At 64.7% G+C, this 18,699-nt stretch carries 18 protein-coding genes; 7 read left to right on the top strand and 11 right to left on the bottom strand.

Features of this window, described 5'->3' with window-relative positions; translation table 11 throughout:
- Window positions 1-164 precede the first annotated feature (164 nt).
- The gene (locus ACWKWX_RS25630; protein ID WP_416427458.1) at window positions 165-890 is read left to right on the top strand and encodes a TorF family putative porin; all 726 of its coding nucleotides are present in this window, start codon (window positions 165-167) and stop codon (window positions 888-890) included.
- An 81-nt stretch (window positions 891-971) separates the two neighbouring features.
- Here the strand turns inward: ACWKWX_RS25630 and aceK are convergent, their stop codons facing one another.
- Window positions 972-2,693: a bifunctional isocitrate dehydrogenase kinase/phosphatase gene (gene aceK, locus ACWKWX_RS25625; protein WP_476295532.1), complete on the bottom strand. Its 1,722-nt coding sequence runs from the start codon at window positions 2,691-2,693 to the stop codon at window positions 972-974.
- A gap of 218 nt (window positions 2,694-2,911) precedes the next feature.
- Here aceK and ACWKWX_RS25620 point away from each other — a divergent pair, with 218 nt between their 5' ends.
- On the top strand, window positions 2,912-3,781 hold the full coding sequence (locus ACWKWX_RS25620; RefSeq protein WP_473006900.1) for a DMT family transporter: 870 nt from the start codon (window positions 2,912-2,914) through the stop codon (window positions 3,779-3,781).
- 96 nt (window positions 3,782-3,877) lie between these two features.
- Here ACWKWX_RS25620 and ACWKWX_RS25615 read toward each other — a convergent pair whose 3' ends face one another.
- Genes ACWKWX_RS25615 through ACWKWX_RS25605 form a run of 3 tightly spaced genes read right to left on the bottom strand, consistent with a single transcriptional unit; the run spans window position 3,878 to window position 7,675 of the window.
- On the bottom strand, window positions 3,878-5,167 hold the full coding sequence (locus tag ACWKWX_RS25615; RefSeq protein ID WP_416426498.1) for an NAD(P)/FAD-dependent oxidoreductase: 1,290 nt from the start codon (window positions 5,165-5,167) through the stop codon (window positions 3,878-3,880).
- A 20-nt stretch (window positions 5,168-5,187) separates the two neighbouring features.
- Window positions 5,188-6,276, bottom strand: a complete 1,089-nt coding sequence (locus ACWKWX_RS25610) for a polyamine ABC transporter substrate-binding protein (protein WP_416426499.1) — start codon at window positions 6,274-6,276, stop codon at window positions 5,188-5,190.
- A 40-nt stretch (window positions 6,277-6,316) separates the two neighbouring features.
- Window positions 6,317-7,675, bottom strand: a complete 1,359-nt coding sequence (locus ACWKWX_RS25605) for a glutamine synthetase family protein (RefSeq protein WP_416426500.1) — start codon at window positions 7,673-7,675, stop codon at window positions 6,317-6,319.
- A 181-nt stretch (window positions 7,676-7,856) separates the two neighbouring features.
- Here ACWKWX_RS25605 and ACWKWX_RS25600 point away from each other — a divergent pair, with 181 nt between their 5' ends.
- On the top strand, window positions 7,857-8,759 hold the full coding sequence (locus ACWKWX_RS25600) for a helix-turn-helix domain-containing protein (protein WP_483829245.1): 903 nt from the start codon (window positions 7,857-7,859) through the stop codon (window positions 8,757-8,759).
- A 4-nt stretch (window positions 8,760-8,763) separates the two neighbouring features.
- Here the strand turns inward: ACWKWX_RS25600 and ACWKWX_RS25595 are convergent, their stop codons facing one another.
- Both ACWKWX_RS25595 and ACWKWX_RS25590 read right to left on the bottom strand, forming a co-directional pair.
- Window positions 8,764-9,624, bottom strand: coding sequence for a DMT family transporter (locus tag ACWKWX_RS25595; RefSeq protein ID WP_473004294.1), 861 nt, complete (start codon window positions 9,622-9,624; stop codon window positions 8,764-8,766).
- A gap of 339 nt (window positions 9,625-9,963) precedes the next feature.
- A complete protein-coding gene (locus tag ACWKWX_RS25590; RefSeq protein WP_476295535.1) occupies window positions 9,964-10,629 on the bottom strand; it encodes an alpha/beta hydrolase in 666 nt (221 codons plus the stop codon).
- 135 nt (window positions 10,630-10,764) lie between these two features.
- On the opposite strand from ACWKWX_RS25590, the gene ACWKWX_RS25585 reads away from it, so the two are divergent.
- Entirely contained in the window at window positions 10,765-11,169 is a 405-nt protein-coding gene (locus ACWKWX_RS25585) for a heme-binding protein (RefSeq protein ID WP_416426506.1), read from the top strand.
- Window positions 11,170-11,207: 38 nt separating this feature from the next.
- On the opposite strand, the gene ACWKWX_RS25580 is transcribed toward ACWKWX_RS25585, so the two are convergent.
- Entirely contained in the window at window positions 11,208-12,146 is a 939-nt protein-coding gene (locus ACWKWX_RS25580) for an aspartyl/asparaginyl beta-hydroxylase domain-containing protein (protein ID WP_416426508.1), read from the bottom strand.
- Between the two features lie 211 nt (window positions 12,147-12,357).
- Entirely contained in the window at window positions 12,358-13,332 is a 975-nt protein-coding gene (gene cysK / locus ACWKWX_RS25575; RefSeq protein WP_416426510.1) for a cysteine synthase A, read from the bottom strand.
- Window positions 13,333-13,456: 124 nt separating this feature from the next.
- Here cysK and ACWKWX_RS25570 point away from each other — a divergent pair, with 124 nt between their 5' ends.
- From ACWKWX_RS25570 to ACWKWX_RS25560, 3 genes are all read left to right on the top strand, one after another.
- A complete protein-coding gene (locus tag ACWKWX_RS25570) occupies window positions 13,457-14,536 on the top strand; it encodes a DUF748 domain-containing protein (RefSeq protein WP_483829244.1) in 1,080 nt (359 codons plus the stop codon).
- A gap of 114 nt (window positions 14,537-14,650) precedes the next feature.
- Window positions 14,651-15,496: an AAA family ATPase gene (locus ACWKWX_RS25565; protein WP_027977089.1), complete on the top strand. Its 846-nt coding sequence runs from the start codon at window positions 14,651-14,653 to the stop codon at window positions 15,494-15,496.
- Between the two features lie 10 nt (window positions 15,497-15,506).
- The gene (locus ACWKWX_RS25560) at window positions 15,507-16,685 is read left to right on the top strand and encodes a vWA domain-containing protein (protein ID WP_416426514.1); all 1,179 of its coding nucleotides are present in this window, start codon (window positions 15,507-15,509) and stop codon (window positions 16,683-16,685) included.
- Between the two features lie 132 nt (window positions 16,686-16,817).
- On the opposite strand, the gene ACWKWX_RS25555 is transcribed toward ACWKWX_RS25560, so the two are convergent.
- Genes ACWKWX_RS25555 through ACWKWX_RS25545 form a run of 3 tightly spaced genes read right to left on the bottom strand, consistent with a single transcriptional unit; the run spans window position 16,818 to window position 18,657 of the window.
- Window positions 16,818-17,345 carry a DUF2937 family protein gene (locus tag ACWKWX_RS25555; RefSeq protein WP_416426515.1) on the bottom strand — a complete coding sequence of 176 codons (528 nt, stop codon included), beginning with the start codon at window positions 17,343-17,345 and terminating at the stop codon, window positions 16,818-16,820.
- 10 nt (window positions 17,346-17,355) lie between these two features.
- Window positions 17,356-18,132 (bottom strand): class II glutamine amidotransferase, encoded by a 777-nt coding sequence (locus ACWKWX_RS25550; protein WP_416426516.1) that lies wholly within the window; start codon window positions 18,130-18,132, stop codon window positions 17,356-17,358.
- Window positions 18,133-18,150: 18 nt separating this feature from the next.
- Window positions 18,151-18,657, bottom strand: coding sequence for an MFS transporter (locus ACWKWX_RS25545; protein WP_473004297.1), 507 nt, complete (start codon window positions 18,655-18,657; stop codon window positions 18,151-18,153).
- Window positions 18,658-18,699 lie beyond the last annotated feature (42 nt).

Below are 18,699 nucleotides of genomic sequence, written 5' to 3'. Positions count from 1 at the left end.
CCCTGAGGCTCGTGGGCTGCCTGGCCCACCGCCTCCGCTTCACCTCCCCGCGTAGCCTTTCTGCCCATCGGCGCAGGTAAACCCGACGAACGGTATCAAACCAGCTTCGTTGCCCGGTATGCTTCACCCCTCTAGATCAAGCCTTCCAGCCCGGGAGGAGCACGATGCTCAAGCCCAGCCTACTTTTTGCAGCCACGTTGCTGGCGGCCCAATGTGCGAGCGCGCAACCGGTGCAGTTGCAGCGTGACCTGGGCGACTACAGCCTGCAGATCGGCACCAACCCGGCGCGCAGCATGGCCCAGGGCCTGGTCAAACCCGCTACTTCCGACACCGTGCACGGCGGCGTGGACCTGAGCAGCGACAGCGGCTGGTATTTCGGCCAGTGGTCGCCGAGCATGGGCCTGACCGCGTCCACCAGCATGGAAATCGACACCTACACCGGCTTCAAGAGCTCCTTCACCCAAAGCCTGGGCTACGAGGTGGGCGTGATTCACTACACCTTCCCCGACCTTGCCACCAACGACAGCCACGAGGTGTACGCCGGCCTGACCGTGCTCAGCACCCGTTTCGGCGCGGCCTTCAGCGATGACCCGGGGCGCCACGACAGCACCCTGTTCGCCGACTTCGGCCACGTGCCGCTGCTGGACTTCGGCGTGCGCGTGAAGGTCGGCGACCACCAGCTCGACACGCCCTACACCATCGGCGACGGCAGCGAAGTGCGCGGCTTCAGCGACTGGTCGGTGCAGCTGTCGCGGGCGTTCATGGGCGTGGACCTGAACCTCATCTACAGCGGCTCCAGCCTGGGCGGCGCCAGCTGCGAGGCCTACTCGGGCCAGAACAGCTGGTGCGACGGCACCCTGGTGCTGCAGGCCCAGCGCTCGCTGTTCTAGACCTTGTGGGAGCTGGCTTGCCAGCGAGCTGTTGGCGCCTCAAAAAACTCGCTGGCAAGCCAGCTCCCACACCGAAGACGTTTATTCGTTATCCCGCTGCTGGCGGCGGTAAGGGAACACGTCGATCACCTTGCCGTCCATGATCGCGCCCTGCAGGCCTTTCCAGTAATCGGCGTCGTACAGTTCACCGTGCAACTGGCTGAACAGCTTGCGCTGGCCCGCATCGGCGAACAGGAACGGCGGAAACTCCTCCGGAAACACGTCGTGAGGGCCGATGGAATACCACGGCTCGGAGGACATCTCGTCCTCGGGAAAACGCGGCGGCGGGATGTAGCGGAAATTCACCTCGGTGAGGTAGCTGATTTCGTCGTAGTCGTAGAACACCACGCGGCCGTGACGGGTGACGCCGAAGTTCTTCAGCAGCATGTCGCCGGGGAAAATGTTCGCCGCCGCCAGCTGCTTGATGGCCAGGCCGTAGTCTTCCAGCGCCTCGCGCACCTGGGGCTCGTTGGCGCTTTCCAGGTACAGATTCAGCGGCGTCATACGCCGTTCGGTCCAGCAGTGGCGGATCAGCACGGTGTCGCCCTCCAACTGCACGGTGGATGGCGCCACCTCCAGCAGCTCGGCCAGGCATTCGGGGTCGAACTTGCTCTGGGGGAAGCGAAAATCGGCGAACTCCTGGGTGTCGGCCATGCGCCCCACGCGATCGACGCTTTTCACCAGGCGGTATTTCTCGATAACCGTGTTGCGGTCGACGTTCTTCGAGGGCGAAAAGCGGTCCTTGATGATCTTGAACACCGTGTTGAAGCCCGGCAGGGTGAACACCGACATGACCATGCCGCGCACGCCGGGGGCCATGATGAAACGGTCGTCGGTCTTGGCCAGGTGACGGATCAGTGCGCGGTAGAATTCCGACTTGCCGTGTTTGTAGAAGCCGATGGAGGTGTACAGCTCGGCGATGTGCTTGCCCGGCAGGATGCGCTTGAGGAAGCCGACGAACTCGGCCGGCACCGGCACGTCCACCATGAAGTACGAGCGGGTGAAGGAGAAGATGATCGACACCTCGGCCTCGTCGGTGATCAGCGCGTCCACGCGCACGCCCTGCCCTTCGCGGTGCAGGAACGCAATCGCCACCGGCCACTGCTCGTCGCGGGTATACAGGCGGCCCACCAGGTAAGCGCCCTTGTTGCGGTACAGCACCGAGGAAAACAGCTCCAGGCACAGCTCGCTGTCCTTGCACACCCAGTCGGGCAGGTGCTCGCGCAAATGACCCTGCAGGCGCTGGATATCGCCCTCTAGGTCGGCGTAGGGCACCTCGAAACGGTAGTCGCGGAACACCTGGGCGAGCATATTGCCCAGTTGGCCGTTGGGCTTGTAGGTGCGCGTCTGCGGTGCGCGCTCGCCGCGCAGGCTGGGGCGCGTGGTGTGGATGAACATGCAGCCGTCGGTGATCAGGTCATGGCTGAACAGGCCGCAGAAGATCGAGTTGTACCAGGTCTCGGCCAGTTCATCGTCGAAACGCAGGTCAATCAGGCGGATATAGGCGCTTTTCACCAAGGGCCACAGGCTGACGTCCATCAGCACCGGGTGTTCGAAGCCCTCGCGCAGGGCGCCCACGGTCTGCGCCACCTTTTCTTCATACAGGTTGATGCGCGCCGCCGACGCCTGCTGGATGTCCTGCCAATGGGCCTGCTCGAACCGCGCGCGGGCGCCGTCGGTGATCAGCCGGAAGTGTTCGCGGTAGTCGTCGAAGCCGTCGAGGATGGTGCGGGCGATCTCGGCGGCCGGCCATTGTTGCGCCATGGGTGAAGCCTCTGCGAAGGGGGCGAACCCCAAGCGTAGCAACCATTGTTTGTAGCCGCTGCCGAAGGCTGCGCTGGCCGGTGTGTACACTGGCGATCTGCAGCGCCAGCGCAGCCTTCGGCAGCGGCTACGAGGGTGGTTGCCAACGCAGGCGTGCTCTAGGAGACTTGCCGCCCTGCCCACCGGATCTGGAGATCCCCTTGAAACCTGCCTCCCTCATGAACATGTTGCTGCTTGCCGCCGTCTGGGGTGCCAGCTTCCTGTTCATGCGCGTCATCGCCCCGGTGCTGGGCGCGTTCCCCACCGCCTTCTTCCGCGTCGCCATCGCCGCCACCGGCCTGCTGGTGATTCTGGGCCTGATGCGGGTGAAATGGGATTTCCAGGGCAAGCTCAAGACCTGCCTGCTGCTGGGCATGATCAACTCCGGCATGCCTGCCACCCTGTACTCGGTGGCCGCCCAGGTGCTGCCGGCCGGCTATTCGGCGATTTTCAACGCCACCACGCCGCTGATGGGCGTGTTGATTGGCGGCCTGTTCTTCCATGAACGCCTGACCCCGCTCAAGCTGCTGGGGGTGTTCGCCGGGCTGTTCGGCGTCGGCATCCTGACCCGCGCCGGCCCCGTGGCCTTCGACCTGCAACTGGCCCTGGGCGCCGTGGCCTGCCTGCTGGCCACCACCTGCTACGGCTTCGCCGGCTTCCTGGCCCGGCGCTGGCTGGACCAGCAAGGCGGCCTGGACCCGCGCCTGTCGGCCCTGGGCAGCATGCTCGGCGCTACCCTGCTGCTGACGCCGCTGTGCGCCGCCAGCGTGGCCATCGCCCCGCCGGCCAGCTGGGGCGGCTGGGAGGTATGGGGGTCGCTGCTGGGGTTGGGCCTGGTGTGCACGGCGTTTGCCTACATCCTGTACTTCCGTTTGCTGACCGACATCGGCCCGGTGAAGTCCAGCACCGTGACCTTCATGATCCCGGCGTTCGGCGTGTTGTGGGGGGCGTTGCTGCTGGGCGAGCCGCTGTCGTGGGCGCACCTGTATGGCGGGGTGTTGATTGGCTTGGCGTTGTATTTCGTCCTGAAACCCACAAAATCCCCGTAGCAGCGGCCGTAGGCCGCGTCCCGCAACACCGCCCCCCATAAGGGATAACGCGGTGCTTCCGGACGCGGCCTGCGGCCGCTGCTACGGGGATGGGTGTCAGCCCAGCATTTCCTTGAGGCGGTACCACGCCATGCCCAGCGCCAGCAGCGGCGAGCGCAGGGCCTTGCCACCCGGGAAGGTCATGTGCGGCACCTTGCTGAACACGTCGAAGCCGTGGCTGTGGCCGGCATGGATGGCCTCGGCCAGCAGTTTCGCCGTCCAGTGGGTAACGTTCACCCCATGCCCGCTGTAGCCCTGGGCGTAGTACACGTTGGGGTGCTGGCTGAGCCGGCCTACCTGGGGGAAGCGGTTGGCGGTGATGCCGATCATGCCGCCCCACTGGTAGTCCAGTTTCACGTTGGCCAATTGCGGGAACACCTTGAGCATCTTCGGCCGCATGTAGGCGCCGATGTCCGCCGGGTCCTTGCCCGAATAGTGACAGGCGCCGCCGAACAGCAGGCGGCGGTCGGCCGTGAGGCGGTAGTAGTCCAGGCCCACTTTCTGGTCGCACAGCGCCAGGTCCAGCGGGATCAGGCTCTGCGCCACCTCGCGGCTCAACGGTTCGGTGGTGATGATGTAGCTGCCGGCGGGCAGCACCTTGCCGCTCAGGCGTGGCTCCAGGTCATCCAGGTGGGCGTTGCAACCCAGCACCAGGTGGCCGGCGCGTACCGTGCCGCCGGCGCAGCGCACCTGCACGGTGCTGCCGTGGATGATCTCCAGCGCCGGGCTGTGCTCGAAGATGCGCACGCCCTGGGCCTGGGCCAGCCGCGCCTCGGCCAGCACCAGGCGCAGCGGGTGCAGGTGCCCCGAGCCCATGTCGATGAAGCCGCCGGCGTACTGGTCGCTGGCCACCACTTCGCTCATCTGCCCCGGGCCGACGATGCGGGTTGCATGGCTGTAGCCGATGTCCCCCAGCCAGCGCTGTTCCTCGGCGAACGCGGCGAACTGCGCCGGGGTGTTCGCCAGTTCGCAGAAGCCCCAGCGCAGGTCGCAGTCGATGTTGTTGGCCTCGATGCGCTCGCGCACCACCGCCACCGACTCGATGCCGGCCTGCTCCAGGTAGCGCACGCCGTCGTTGCCCACGTAGCGGGCGAAACCGTCCACCGCGTGGCCGATGCCACGGATCAGTTGCCCGCCGTTGCGGCCACTGGCGCCCCAGCCGATTCGCCGCCCTTCCAGCAGCACCACCGACAAGCCACGCGCGGCCAATTCAAGGGCCGTGTTGACGCCGGTGAAGCCACCGCCTATCACGCACACATCGGCGACCAGGTCCTCCCCCAGGCAGGGGTAGTCAGGCATCTGGCCGGCGGTTGCCGCGTAGTAGGAACGGGCATGTTCTGAATGCATCACCATCACACTTCTCGCTGTCAGCGGTTTGACTTGATGTCGGTCCAGTCGCGGGTCATCAAGCGCATGATGGCCGGCGTCGGGGCGGTGGAAATGTACAGCTTGTCCAGCACTTCCTGGGGCGGGTAGACCTCAGGATTGCTCAGCAACTCGGGGTCCATGTACTGCTTGGCCTCGACGTTGGGGTTGGCGTAGCCCACGGTGGCGCTGACCTTGGCGATCACCTGCGGGTCGAGCAGGTTGTTGATGAAGGCATGGGCCTCTTTCACGTCGGCGGCGTCGGCAGGGATGGCCAGCAGGTCGAACCACAGGTTGGCGCCTTCCTTGGGAATCGAGTAGGCGATGTGGATGCCATTCTTGGCTTCCTTGGCGCGGTTGGCGGCCTGGAACACGTCACCCGAGTAGCCGAAGGCCACGCAGATGTTGCCGTTGGCCAGGTCCGACACGTACTTGGACGAGTGGAAGTAGGTCACGTACGGGCGCACGGTCTTGAGCTTGGCCTTGACCTTGGCGTAGTCCTCCGGCTTGTTGCTGCGCGGGTCCATGCCCATGTAGTTGAGCACGGCGGGCATCACTTCGTCGGCCGAGTCCATCATCGACACGCCGCACTTGGCGAGCTTCTTCATGTTCTCGGGCTCGAACAGCACGGCCCAGGAGTCGATGTGGTCGACGCCCAGCACCTGCTTCACCTTGTCCACGTTGTAGCCAATGCCGTTGGTGCCCCACAGGTACGGCACCGAGTGCTCGTTGCCCGGGTCATTCTTCTCCAGCAGGGCCATCAGTTTGGGGTCCAGGTTTTTCCAGTTCGGCAGCTGCGAGCGGTCCAGTTTCAGGAACGCCCCGGCCTTTACCTGGCGCCCCAGGAAATGGTTGGAGGGCACCACCACGTCGTAGCCGGTGTGGCCGGCCAGCAACTTGCCCTCCAGGGTCTCGTTGGAGTCGAATACGTCGTACACCACCTTGATGCCGGTCTTGGCGGTGAAGTCCGCCAGCGTCGTTTCACCAATGTAGTCGGTCCAGTTGTAGACGCTGACAGAGCCTTCGGCATGGGCGCCGGTGGCGCACAGCAGCGCCAGCGCCGCGGGTAACATGGATTTCAGTAAACGCATTCGACTCACTCCGTTGGTACTTTTCTAATGGTTTTTTTGCTTACACGCTCAGCAGCAGGAATTCACGCTCCCAGGAGCTGATGACCCGCTTGAAGTTTTCATGCTCGGCACGTTTCACCGCCACGTAGCCGCGGACGAACTTCTCGCCCAGGTACTTGATCACGGTGTCGCACTCTTCCATATGCGCCAAGGCGTCCTCGATGGTGATCGGCAGGCGCAGGTTGCGGCGCTCGTAGGCCCGGCCTTCCACCGGCGCGCTCGGCTCGATGTGCTCGACCATGCCCAGGTAGCCGCACAGCAGGCTGGCGGCGATCGCCAGGTAAGGGTTGGCGTCGGCGCCCGGCAGGCGGTTTTCCACGCGCATGGCTTCGGGGCTGGCGTCCGGCACGCGCAGGCCCACGGTGCGGTTCTCTTCGCCCCACTCCACGTTCACCGGTGCCGAGGTGTCCGGCAGGAAGCGGCGGAACGAGTTGACGTTGGGCGCGAACATCGGCAACAGCTTGGGAATGTACTTCTGCAGGCCGCCGATGTGGTGGAGGAACAGCTGGCTCTTGCTGCCGTCTTCGTTGACGAAGATCGGCTTGCCGGTGGCGATGTCGACCACGCTCTGGTGCAGGTGCATGGCGCTGCCCGGCTCGTCGCCCACCGGCTTGGCCATGAAGGTGGCGGTGACGTTGTGCTTGAGCGCCGCCTCGCGCATGGTGCGCTTGAAGATGGTGATCTGGTCGGCCAGGTCCAGGGCGTCGCCGTGGCGGAAGTTGATTTCCATCTGCGCCGGGCCGTCTTCGTGGATCAGCGTGTCCAGGTCCAGGCCCTGGGCTTCACACCAGTCGTAGACGTCTTCGAACAGCGGGTCGAATTCGTTGGCGGCGTCGATGGAGAACGACTGCCGGCCGCTTTCGGCGCGGCCCGAGCGGCCCAGCGGCGCGCGCAGGGGCAGGTCCGGGTCTTCGCAGCGCTGGGTCAGGTAGAACTCCATCTCGGGCGCCACGATAGGCTGCCAGCCCTTGTCGGCGTACAGCTTGAGGACTTTCTTCAAGACGTTGCGCGGCGACAGCTCGACCGGGTTGCCCTGCTTGTCGAAGGTGTCGTGGATGACGATGGCCGTGGGCTCGATGGCCCACGGGATCACGTAGATCGACGAAGGGTCCGGGCGGCAGATCATGTCGATGTCCGCCGGGTCCAGCAGGTCGTAGTAGATGTCGTCGTCGACAAAATCCCCGGTTACCGTTTGCAACAGCACGCTTTCCGGCAGGCGCATGCCGCGCTCGTGCAGGAATTTGTTGGTGGGTGCTATCTTGCCGCGGGCGATGCCGGTCAGGTCGCTGACCACACATTCAACCTCGGTAATCTTGTGATCTTTCAGCCAACTGGACAGTTGGTCGAAGGGGGCATTCATAAAGACCTCGTCGTGGATGATGTGAGCGCCGGTATTGTATGTTTTTTCCCTCACCGGAATGAGGCTTGGGGTGTCTCTTCCCCTTGGGCGCGTTCCCTTATATCTTGCGCAAGCGGCTTATAACCATCTATCCATTTTACGCACGCCGAAATGCACCATTATGGTGCGCCAAGGTCATCGCATGAAAGAGCCTTTTTCGCTTAACGTCCAGGCCTTCGACACCGGCAGCTTTGCCGAACAGATCCAGGTCACCCCCGGCTGGGTGCAGGACTACCAGCAGATGTCGCCCGGGCATTTCCGCGGCCACATCCGCTACCTCGACCTGCAGGGCGTGGAAATCTACGAAGAAGGCATGAACACCCGCGTGGAGCAGCATTTCAGTGCGCCCAAGGGCTCGCTGGCGTTCTGCTTCGACCTGAGCGAGCAGTCGCTGTACTTGCTCAACGGCGAGAGCCGCAACATCTGGATCACCCCGGAGAACTACCGCGAGGTGGCCGTGGTGTTCGGCCCGCAGTTCGTCCGCGAGCACGGCCTGGACAGCGCACGCCTGGCCGGGCTATTCATGGCGCCGCTGAGCTGCGGCCAGAACGCGCTGTTCACTCGCTGGCTGAGCAGCACCCTCACCCGCCTGGCCCAGGCCGAGCACGCCCCCGACCGCGAGGCGCTGACCGCGCAGTTGCTGGACGACTGCCTGTTCATCCTCGACCACGCCTCGGTAGGCCTGGACGGCAGCGCGCTGCAACGCCGCGCTGCGGAACGGCGGATCATGAAGCGGGTGTTCGAATGGGCAGCCGATGTGCCGGACGAGACCCTGAACCTGGTGGAGCTGGCCAGCGTCGCCGAAGTGTCGCTGCGCCAGCTGCAGCAGGCGTTCAAGGCCTACACCGGCATGGCGCCGGCGCAGTGGCTGCGCTTGAAGCGGCTGAACAACGCGCACCGCGAACTGCTGAAGGCCCAGGGCAGCGCCACCACGGTGGCCGAGGTGGCGATGCACTGGTCATTCTGGCACCTGGGGCGCTTCTCCAGCAGCTACCGGGCGCTGTTCGACGAACTGCCCAGCGAGACCCTCAAGCGCAAGCGCTGAGGCCCTAGGCCTTGCGGAACACGAACACCAGCCCCAGCACGATCAGGCCCATGCCCGCCACGCTCAGCAGCGCCAGGCGGTTGCCGAAGATCAGCCAATCCATCACCGCCGTCACCGCCGGCACCAGGTAGAACAGGCTGGTGACGTTCACCAGGTTGCCGCGGGCAATCAAGCGGTACAGCAGCAAGGTCGCCAGCACCGACACCACCAGCCCCATGTACAGCACCGGCACGTAGAACGACAGGCTGTGCTCGATGTGGAACGGCTGGCTGGGCACGAACAACGCACACAGCAGCATGCCGGCCGCGTACTGCACCGGCAGCGTGCCCAGCGGGTCGGTGCTGATGCGCTTCTGCATGATCGAGCCCAGGGTCATGCTGAGCATGGCCAGCAGCGCGAAGGCCATGCCGGCCATGGACATGCCGGCGATGCCGATGCTCTGGAACACCACCAGCACCAGCCCTGCCAGCCCCAGGCACAGGCCGAACAGCCGGGTGAAGGAATGGCGACGCTCCACCAGCACGGCGGTGAGGATCGGCTGCACACCCATCACCGTGGCCATCACCCCGGGGGTGACCTTCAGGCTCAAGGCCAGGATGTAGAAGATCTGGTAGGCGCCCAGCAGCACCAGGCCGGTGGCGATGGCGTACAGCACGCCTTGCCGAGTGCCGGGCAGGCGCAGCTTGAGCACCGGGATCAGCAGCACCAGCGCCACCAGGGCGATGGCGAAACGGCACAGCAGGAAGGCGAACGCCGAGGCGTGGGCCAGGCCCCATTTGGAGAAAATGGCGCCACTGCTCCACAGCAGGACGAACAGGATGGTCGAGGCCGCCGAGGCCACGGAGTCTTTCGAAAAGGCAAACATGTATGCACCTGTCATTCGGGCCAATCAAGGCCAGCACGGCTAAACAGCCGGGTTCAGTGTTTTGATGTGCGGGTCAGACCGCAGGAACAACGCCTGGCGGGGGTGCAACGACTGCACACACGGGCGTCTGAACGACAGGAGGGGGATATTGACCGAGCATGGCGGGCTGCTGGTCCACGCGCGGCACGCCGACAGCGTGAGCTGTGCGAGGTTTGCCGGTGGGGAAGCAGGAGGTGGCCATGGGGTGCTCGTTTGCAAGTGAAGGCCGACTATAGCAAGGGTTGGATCGCGTTGCCAGCGGACGCGGCCTTCGGCAGCTGCTACGGGTACCGTCGCGGGTTACGCTGGAATCAGTGCGTTCAACCACTCGACGAAATCCGCTACCACTGCGCCGCTCAGTTCATGGCCGATGGGGTACAGCTTGAGCTCGTGGCGCACCCCCAGTTCGTTGAGGAACTGGTCAGCGCGCTCGGCCCAGCTGACCGGCAGCTTGTTGTCGTGAATGCCGTGGGCGACGAACGCCTTCAGCGCCGACAGCTCCAGCGGACCGGCCAACCGCACGGCGATCTCCGGGAGGATACGGCCGCTGAGCAGGCCGAAGCCCTTGAACAGCGCTGGCGCCGTGAGGCCGCTGCTGGCGCTCATGATGCCGCCCTGGCTGAAACCGGCGATCACCGTGGGCAGTGGCGGCAGCGCCTGCGCCAAGGCCAGCAGCTGGCGGCGGCTGGCTTCGGCCTGCTCGGCGTTGATCACCGGGCCCTGCTCGCCGAACTGCACGTTGAACCAGGCAAACTGCTGCGGGCCGATGGCCAGCGGCCCCTGCACCGCCAGCACTTCAAAGTCGCCGGGCATGTGCTCGCCCAGCGCCACCATCCCGCGTTCGTTGCTGCCCACCCCGTGCAGCAGCAACAGGCGCCCGCGCACCGGGCCGCTGGCCGGGCTGAGGCGGTAGTGGAGGTGCGAAACCGGGTCATGTTGCAGGTCACCGAAGGTGCGAGTGGTCATCAACGTGGTCCTTGAAGGCAATGGCTCTAGCCTAGGCCATCGGCGCCGTTCTGATAAGTCGCCATTGATGGGACAAAGCATCCCGCCGCGTGTGAAGATAACGGCAGTTGCCCCACCCAATAAAAGGACTGATCGATGCGCACCAAAGCCGTACTGGGCCACACCGAAACCACCCGAATCATGGCCGCCGCCCGCGCCGAAGCGCTGCAGAACCACTGGGCCGTGACCATCGCCATCGTCGATGACGGCGGCCACCTGCTGGCCCTGGAACGCCTGGACGGCGCCGCTTCCAGCACCGCCTACCTGGCCCCCGAAAAGGCCCGCACCTCGGCCATCAGCGGCCGCGAGTCGAAGTATTACGAAGAGCTGGTGAACAACGGCCGCAACTCGTTCCTGTCGGTGGACATCATGACCTGCCTGGAAGGCGCGGTGCCGATCGTCCACGACGGCCAGGTGATCGGCGCCATTGGCGTGTCAGGGGTGAAGTCGGAGTTTGACGCGCAAATTGCCCGCGCCGGCGCCGCCGTGCTGGGTCAATAAGGCAGCAGGGCCCCGGCCGAGCGGCCGGGGCACGGGGCTTAGCCGAACAGCCAGTAGCCCAGGGCAGTCAGCACCACCACCGCCAGCACCGGGCGCATGACGCGGTAGGCCTTGGGGTTGGCGCGCTTGAACTTCTTCACCTTGCCGGCGATGCCGTCGCTGAAGCGCTTGCTCCAGGCGTAGGCCTGGTTGATGCCGCCCACGCGTTCTTCGTCGACGTTCTGCGGCGCCGTGGCGCGGCCCAGGAAGGCGCTGACGCTGCGGTTGATGCGGCCCATCAGGCGGCTGCTGAGCGGGCGCTCGATGTCGCAGAACAGGATCACGCGGGTGAAGTCGGTCTCGTTCTTGACCCAGTGCACGTAGGTCTCGTCGAACATCACGTCCTCACCGTCGCGCCAGGCGTATTCCTGGCCATCGACGAAGATGCGGCAGGCGTCCGAATTCGGCGTCGACAGGCCCAGGTGGTAGCGCAGGGAGCCGGCGAACGGGTCGCGGTGCGGGTTCAGGTGGCTGCCGCCGGGCAGCAGCGCGAACATGGCGCCCTTGACGTTGGGGATGCGGCTTACCAGCTCGACGGTTTTCGGGCACAGCGCCACGGCCGATGGCAGCGGCTGGTCGTACCACTTGAGGTAGAAACGCTTCCAGCCTTTCTTGAAGAACGAACCGAAGCCGGCGTCGTTGTTCTTCTCGGCGGCGCGAATGTAGCCCTCGTCGAACAGGTGCATGGCTTCTTCGCGGATGGTTTCCCAGTTGTCCTTCAGCAGGTCCAGCTCGGGGAACTTGCTGCGGTCCAGGTAGGGCTTGGACGGCACGGCGGAGAACAGGTACATCAGCGCGTTGTACGGCGCGAAGAAGGCGGAGTGGTTGACGAACTGGCGCAACACCGGCAGGCGCGCCTTGCCGCGCAAGTGCACGTAAAGGATGCTGCAGACGAACAGCATCAGCACCGCAAGCTTGACGGTGAGTGAAAGGGTCATGCAACAACTCCTTGAATGGGCAGTCCGCCATGATAAACCCTGGGAGGCCAGCTAAACAGCCGCTCCGGACGAGATTCATTATTGCGTGGCGCGCAAGGACGGGCGGTGAGGCAGATCAACGAGCGCGATTATCCTTGTGGGAGCTGGCTTGCCAGCGAGCTTTTGGGGCTTTCAAAAGCTCGCTGGCAAGCCAGCTCCCACAATTTTCAGCTTACTGCTGGTTCTCGGCCTCGGTGAACAGGTCGGCGAACAGCATGCTCGACAGGTAGCGCTCGCCCGAGTCCGGCAGGATCACGACGATGGTCTTGCCCTGCATTTCCGGCTTCTCGGCCAGGCGCACGGCGGCGGCCATGGCGGCGCCACAGGAAATGCCGCACAGAATGCCTTCTTCCTGCATCAGGCGCAGGGCCATGGCCTTGGCCTCGTCGTCGCTGACCAGCTCCACGCGGTCCACCAGCGACAGGTCGAGGTTCTTCGGCACGAAACCGGCGCCGATGCCCTGGATCTTGTGCGGGCTGGGCTTGATCTCTTCACCGGCGATGGCCTGGGTGATCACCGGCGAACCGATGGGCTCCACCGCCACCGAGAGGATCGACTTGCCCTGGGTGTGCTTGATGTAGCGGGAAATGCCGGTGATGGTGCCGCCGGTGCCCACGCCCGCCACCAGCACGTCCACGGCGCCGTCGGTGTCGTTCCAGATCTCCGGGCCGGTGGTCTTCTCGTGAATGGCCGGGTTGGCCGGGTTGCTGAACTGCTGCGGCATGAAATAGGTGTCGGGGTTGGCCTTGGCCAACTCCTCGGCCTTCTCGATGGCGCCCTTCATGCCCTTGGCCGGCTCGGTCAGCAGCAGCTCGGCACCCAGGGCCTTGAGCACCTTGCGGCGCTCGATGCTCATGGACGCCGGCATGGTCAGCACCAGCTTGTAGCCGCGGGCGGCGGCGACGAACGCCAGGCCGATGCCAGTGTTGCCGGAGGTGGGCTCGATGATGGTCATGCCCGGCTTGAGCTTGCCGCTGCTTTCGGCGTCCCAGATCATGTTGGCACCGATGCGGCACTTGACCGAATACCCCGGGTTGCGGCCTTCGATCTTGGCCAGCACGGTCACGCCGCGCGGGGCGATGCGGTTGATCTGCACCAGCGGCGTGTTGCCGATGGAATGCGCGTTGTCAGCGAAAATGCGGCTCATGGCAGGAGGTCCTTATGCACCAGCGTAAAAATTCAAGGGTAAGCCCGGGGGCCTGGCGAGTCCAGTGCGAACGGATGCGGTGGCCGCAGGTCAATGCCTGTATACGGTCCCGGACATGCGCATCATGAAACGTCGCTACAGCTGGCCCTTGTGGACGGTGGCAGTCATTGTGCTGTTGCTGATCGTGGTACACGTCGCCCTGCCCTACGTGGTGCGCAATTACCTCAATGACAAGCTGGCCGACATGGGCGCCTACCGCGGCCACGTGGCCGACGTCGACCTGGCACTGTGGCGCGGCGCCTACAAGATCAATGGCCTGGAGATCGTCAAGGTCGACGGCAAGGTGCCGGTGCCGCTGCTGACTGCGCCGCTTATCGACCTGTCGGTGAGCTGGTCGTCGCTGTGGTACGACCACGCCGTGGTGGCCAAGGTGGAGTTCGTCGACCCCGAGCTCAACTTCGTCGACGGCGGCGCCAACAAGCAGGCCTCGCAGACCGGTGCCGGCACCGACTGGCGCGCGCAGATGAACAAGCTGCTGCCCATCACCCTCGATGAAGTGCGCATCGACAACGGCACCATCACCTTCCGCAACTTCAGCTCCAAGCCGCCGGTAAAACTGTCCGCCGACCAGGTCAACGCCAGCATCTTCAACCTCACCAACGTCGCCGACAAACAGGGCAAGCGCAACGCCCGCTTCGAAGGCCACGCCCAGCTGTTCGGCCAGGCGCCGCTGGAAACCACCGCCACCTTCGACCCGTTCAGCAATTTCGAGGACTTCCAGTTCCGCCTGCGCACCACCGGCATCGAACTGCGCAAGGTCAACGACTTCAGCAGCGCCTACGGCAAGTTCGACTTCAACGCCGGCACCGGCGACGTGGTCATCGAAGCCACGGCGAAAAAAGGCCAGCTGACCGGCTATATCAAGCCCCTGCTGCACAACGTCGAAGTGTTCAACTGGCAGCAGGACGTGGAAAACAAGAACAAGAGCTTCTTCCGCTCGGTGTGGGAAGCCATCGTCGGCGGCACCCAGACCCTGCTCAAGAACCAGCAGAAAAACCAGTTCGCCACCCGCGTCGACCTCAGCGGCAGCGTGCACCGCCAGGACATCAGCGCCCTGGAAGCCTTCTGGGAGATTTTGCGCAACGGCTTCGTCCAGGCGTTCAACGCCAGGTACGAGCAGGCACCGCCGAAAGAAGGCGGCTGATTGCCCCTGTCGTGTTCATTCAGCGACTGAATAGTGGTGCTGCGTTCACATTCGACCGGGCCGCGCGTTATAGTCGCTGCCATAACAAACTCTCGGCATAGAGGACAGGCACACATGAAGTTCGAAGGCACCGCGGCATACGTCGCCACAGACGACCTGAAACTGGCGGTGAACGCGGCCATCACCCTGCAGCGCCCGCTGCTGGTGAAGGGTGAGCCGGGCACCGGCAAGACCATGCTCGCCGAGCAATTGGCCGAATCCTTCGGTGCGCGCCTGATCACCTGGCACATCAAGTCCACCACCAAGGCCCACCAGGGCTTGTACGAGTACGATGCAGTGAGCCGCCTGCGCGACTCGCAGCTGGGCGTGGACAAGGTGCACGACGTGCGCAATTACCTGAAGAAAGGCAAGCTGTGGGAGGCCTTCGAGTCCGAGGAACGGGTGATCCTGCTGATCGACGAGATCGACAAGGCCGACATCGAGTTCCCCAACGACCTGTTGCAGGAACTCGACAAGATGGAGTTCTACGTCTACGAAATCGACGAGACCATCAAGGCCAAGCAGCGCCCGATCATCATCATTACCTCCAACAACGAGAAAGAGCTGCCGGACGCCTTCCTGCGCCGCTGCTTCTTCCACTACATCGCCTTCCCCGACCGCACCACCCTGCAGAAGATCGTCGACGTGCACTACCCCGACATCAAGAAAGAGCTGGTGAGCGAAGCCCTGGACGTGTTCTTCGACGTGCGCAAGGTGCCAGGCCTGAAGAAGAAGCCCTCCACTTCCGAGCTGGTGGATTGGCTGAAGCTGCTGATGGCCGACAACATCGGCGAAGCGGTGCTGCGCGAGCGCGACCCCACCAAGGCCATCCCGCCGCTGGCCGGCGCCCTGGTGAAGAACGAGCAGGACGTGCAACTGCTCGAGCGCCTGGCGTTCATGAGCCGACGCGGCAACCGCTGAGGGGCCTGCCATGCTGCTCAACCTGTTCAACGAGATGCGCGCCGCCAAGGTGCCGGTCTCGGTGCGTGAACTGCTGGACCTGATCAATGCCTTGCAGGCGCGGGTGACCTTCGCCGACATGGACGAGTTCTATTACCTGTCGCGGGCCATCCTGGTGAAGGACGAGCGCCATTTCGACAAGTTCGACCGCGCCTTCGCCGCCTACTTCAACGGCCTGGAAAAGCTCGACGACCACCTGCAGGCGCTGATTCCCGAGGAATGGCTGCGCAAGGAATTCGAACGCAGCCTCACCGACGAGGAGCGCGCGCAGATCCAGTCCCTGGGCGGCCTCGACAAGCTGATCGAAGAGTTCAAGAAGCGCCTGGAAGAACAGAAGGAACGCCATGCCGGCGGCAACAAGTGGATCGGCACCGGTGGCACCAGCCCGTTCGGCTCCGGCGGTTTCAACCCCGAGGGCATCCGCGTCGGCGACGCCGGCAAGCGCCAGGGCAAGGCCGTGAAGGTGTGGGACCAGCGCGAGTACAAGAACCTCGACGATCAGGTGGAGCTGGGCACGCGCAACATCAAGGTGGCCCTGCGCCGCCTGCGCAAGTTCGCCCGCCAGGGCGCCGCCGAGGAACTGGACATCGACGGCACCATCGACCACACCGCCCGCGACGCCGGCCTGTTGAACATCCAGATGCGCCCCGAGCGGCGCAACACGGTGAAGCTGCTGTTGCTGTTCGACATCGGCGGCTCCATGGACGCCCACGTGAAGATCTGCGAGGAGCTGTTCTCGGCCTGCAAGACCGAGTTCAAGCACCTGGAGTACTTCTACTTCCACAACTTCGTGTACGAGTCGGTGTGGAAGAACAACATGCGCCGGACCTCGGAACGCACCGCCACCCAGGACCTGCTGCACAAGTACGGACCGGACTGGAAGGTGATCTTCGTCGGCGACGCGGCCATGGCGCCCTACGAAATCACCCAGCCGGGTGGCAGCGTCGAGCACTGGAACGAGGAAGCCGGGTATGTGTGGATGCAGCGCTTCATGGAGAAGTACAAGAAGCTGATCTGGATCAACCCGTATCCGAAGGACACCTGGGGTTATACGGCGTCGACCAACATCGTGCGCGAGTTGATCGAGGACCAGATGTACCCGCTGACGCTGCGCGGGTTGGAAGAAGGGATGCGTTTCCTGTCCAAATAATCTTCCCGGCAGCCGATACAGGAACCGCGTAGCAGCTGCCGAAGGCTGCGTCCGAGGCCACCCGCAAAACCGCGGTGCCCATGACGCGGCCTGCGGCCGCTGCTACGGGAACCGCGCGTCCGGCGGCGCCGGCTAGCGCCAGTGCTCGGGCACTTCGCCCTTGTACTTGCGCACGCCGTACAGGGTCCAGGCCGGCAGCATGATCAGGCATTCCAGCACCAGCGCCAGCACGAAGGCCACGCCCACGCCCCAGCCGATGGCTTCAGGCACCAGCAGCACCTGGTAGGTGTAGCCGTTGAGGGTTTCCTGGCTGATCTGCGGGTCGGCGGCGGTCAGCACGTGCCAGTCGCGGGTCCACCAGGGGCCCTGCAGGGCCATCCATTCGCTGTCCAGCGCCTGGTGGCGGTTGATCAGCGTGCCCAGGCTCTGGCTGTCGCTCTGGAACACCGGGTCGGTGCTTTCGCGGTAGTGGGCGATCAGCGCCTGCAGGTCACCGTTGAAGAACTTGTCTGCAGTGTCCTGGAAGCCGCGCAGGCTCTGCTGCGCCTCCATCAGGTGGGCTTCCACGCGGTGGGCGTAGTCGTTGATCAACCCGGGCACTTGCACGCCCAGCAGCAGTCCGACGGCGAACAGCACCAGTCGCAGGTAACTTCGCAGCATGTGTGGCTTCCTAGTCGGTGGTGCCCTGGAGCACGCACTCGCCGCGGCGCCAAAGCGCCCATTGGCCAGGCTCGTAGCGGTTCCAGGTTTCGTTATCGGTCAACGGTTCGGTGGTAATCACCGACACCACGTCGTTGGGGGTGGTCTCGGCCTGGAAGTCGACGGTCACGTCCACGTCCTTGAGCCGGGCCGGGCCGAACGGCGCGCGCCGGGTGATATGGGCAAGTTTCGTCGAACAGAAGCAGAACAGCCAGTCGCCGTCGCTGAGCAGGCCGTTGAACACGCCCTTGGAGCGGTAGTGGGCGCAGGCCTCGACCAGGGTGGGCAGCAACTGCTCGACCTCCACCGGTTCCGGGAAGGCTTCGCGCACGCGGTTCAGCAGGTCGCAGAAGGCCGCTTCGCTGTCGGTGTCGCCTACGGGCCGGTAGAAGGTGGCCGCCGGGTTGAAATCGGCCAGCTGGCCGTTGTGGGCGAAACACCAGTTGCGCCCCCACAGCTCGCGCACGAACGGGTGGGTGTTGGACAGGCAGACCTTGCCGACGTTGGCCTGGCGAATGTGGCCGATCACCACCTCGCTCTTGATCGGGTAGCGCTGCACCAGCTCGGCCACCTGCGATTCGCTGCTGGCGGCCGGGTCCTGGAACAGGCGCAGGCCACGGCCCTCGTAGAAGGCAATGCCCCAGCCGTCGCGGTGCGGGCCGGTGCGGCCGCCGCGCTGCATCAGCCCGGTGAAGCTGAAGACAATATCGGTCGGCACGTTGGCACTCATGCCCAGCAATTCACACATGGCGGCTCTCTTGATGGCTTACAGGCGCGGCTCGACCCGCATGCGCCCGGCCGGGCTCGGTGGCGTCGGGGTTGGCGGCGTGCGGCCATAGCGGTCGCCGGCACCGAACGGCTCGTCCGGCTCGTCGCGGCGCTGGGCGTCGGCCTTGGCCAGCGCTTCGTCGCGGGCCGCCTGTTCAGCGCGGCGCGCGCGGCTGCTGCGCTCGATGGGCCAGCGGATCAGGGCGTAGATCACGTACAGCACCAGGGCGATCAGGCTGTACATGGCCAGGTCGGACATGGCCGGCAGCGCGTGCCCGGCGTCCTTGAACAGGATGTCCAGGGCCGTCATGGCCACGGCCGGGGCGAACATGCCCTTGCCGGGGTCGACGATGGTGGGGGTGAACAGCAGCACTGCCATCACGATGCGCAGTGGCTGGCGCAGCCAGCGCCAGATCCAGGTGGTCAGGCGCAGCCATACCATCAGGCAACCGAAGGCGGCGAAGGCGTAGATACCCCAGGCGAGGAAATAGTCGTTCTCGGTCATGGTGTCCGTGGCAAGGCAGGCAAATAGGCGCTTATGATAACG

The sequence above is a fragment of the Pseudomonas imperatae genome, assembly GCF_057128625.1.
Note: the sequence above shows the minus strand (reverse complement) of the source record. Positions and strands in the feature narration are given on the sequence as shown.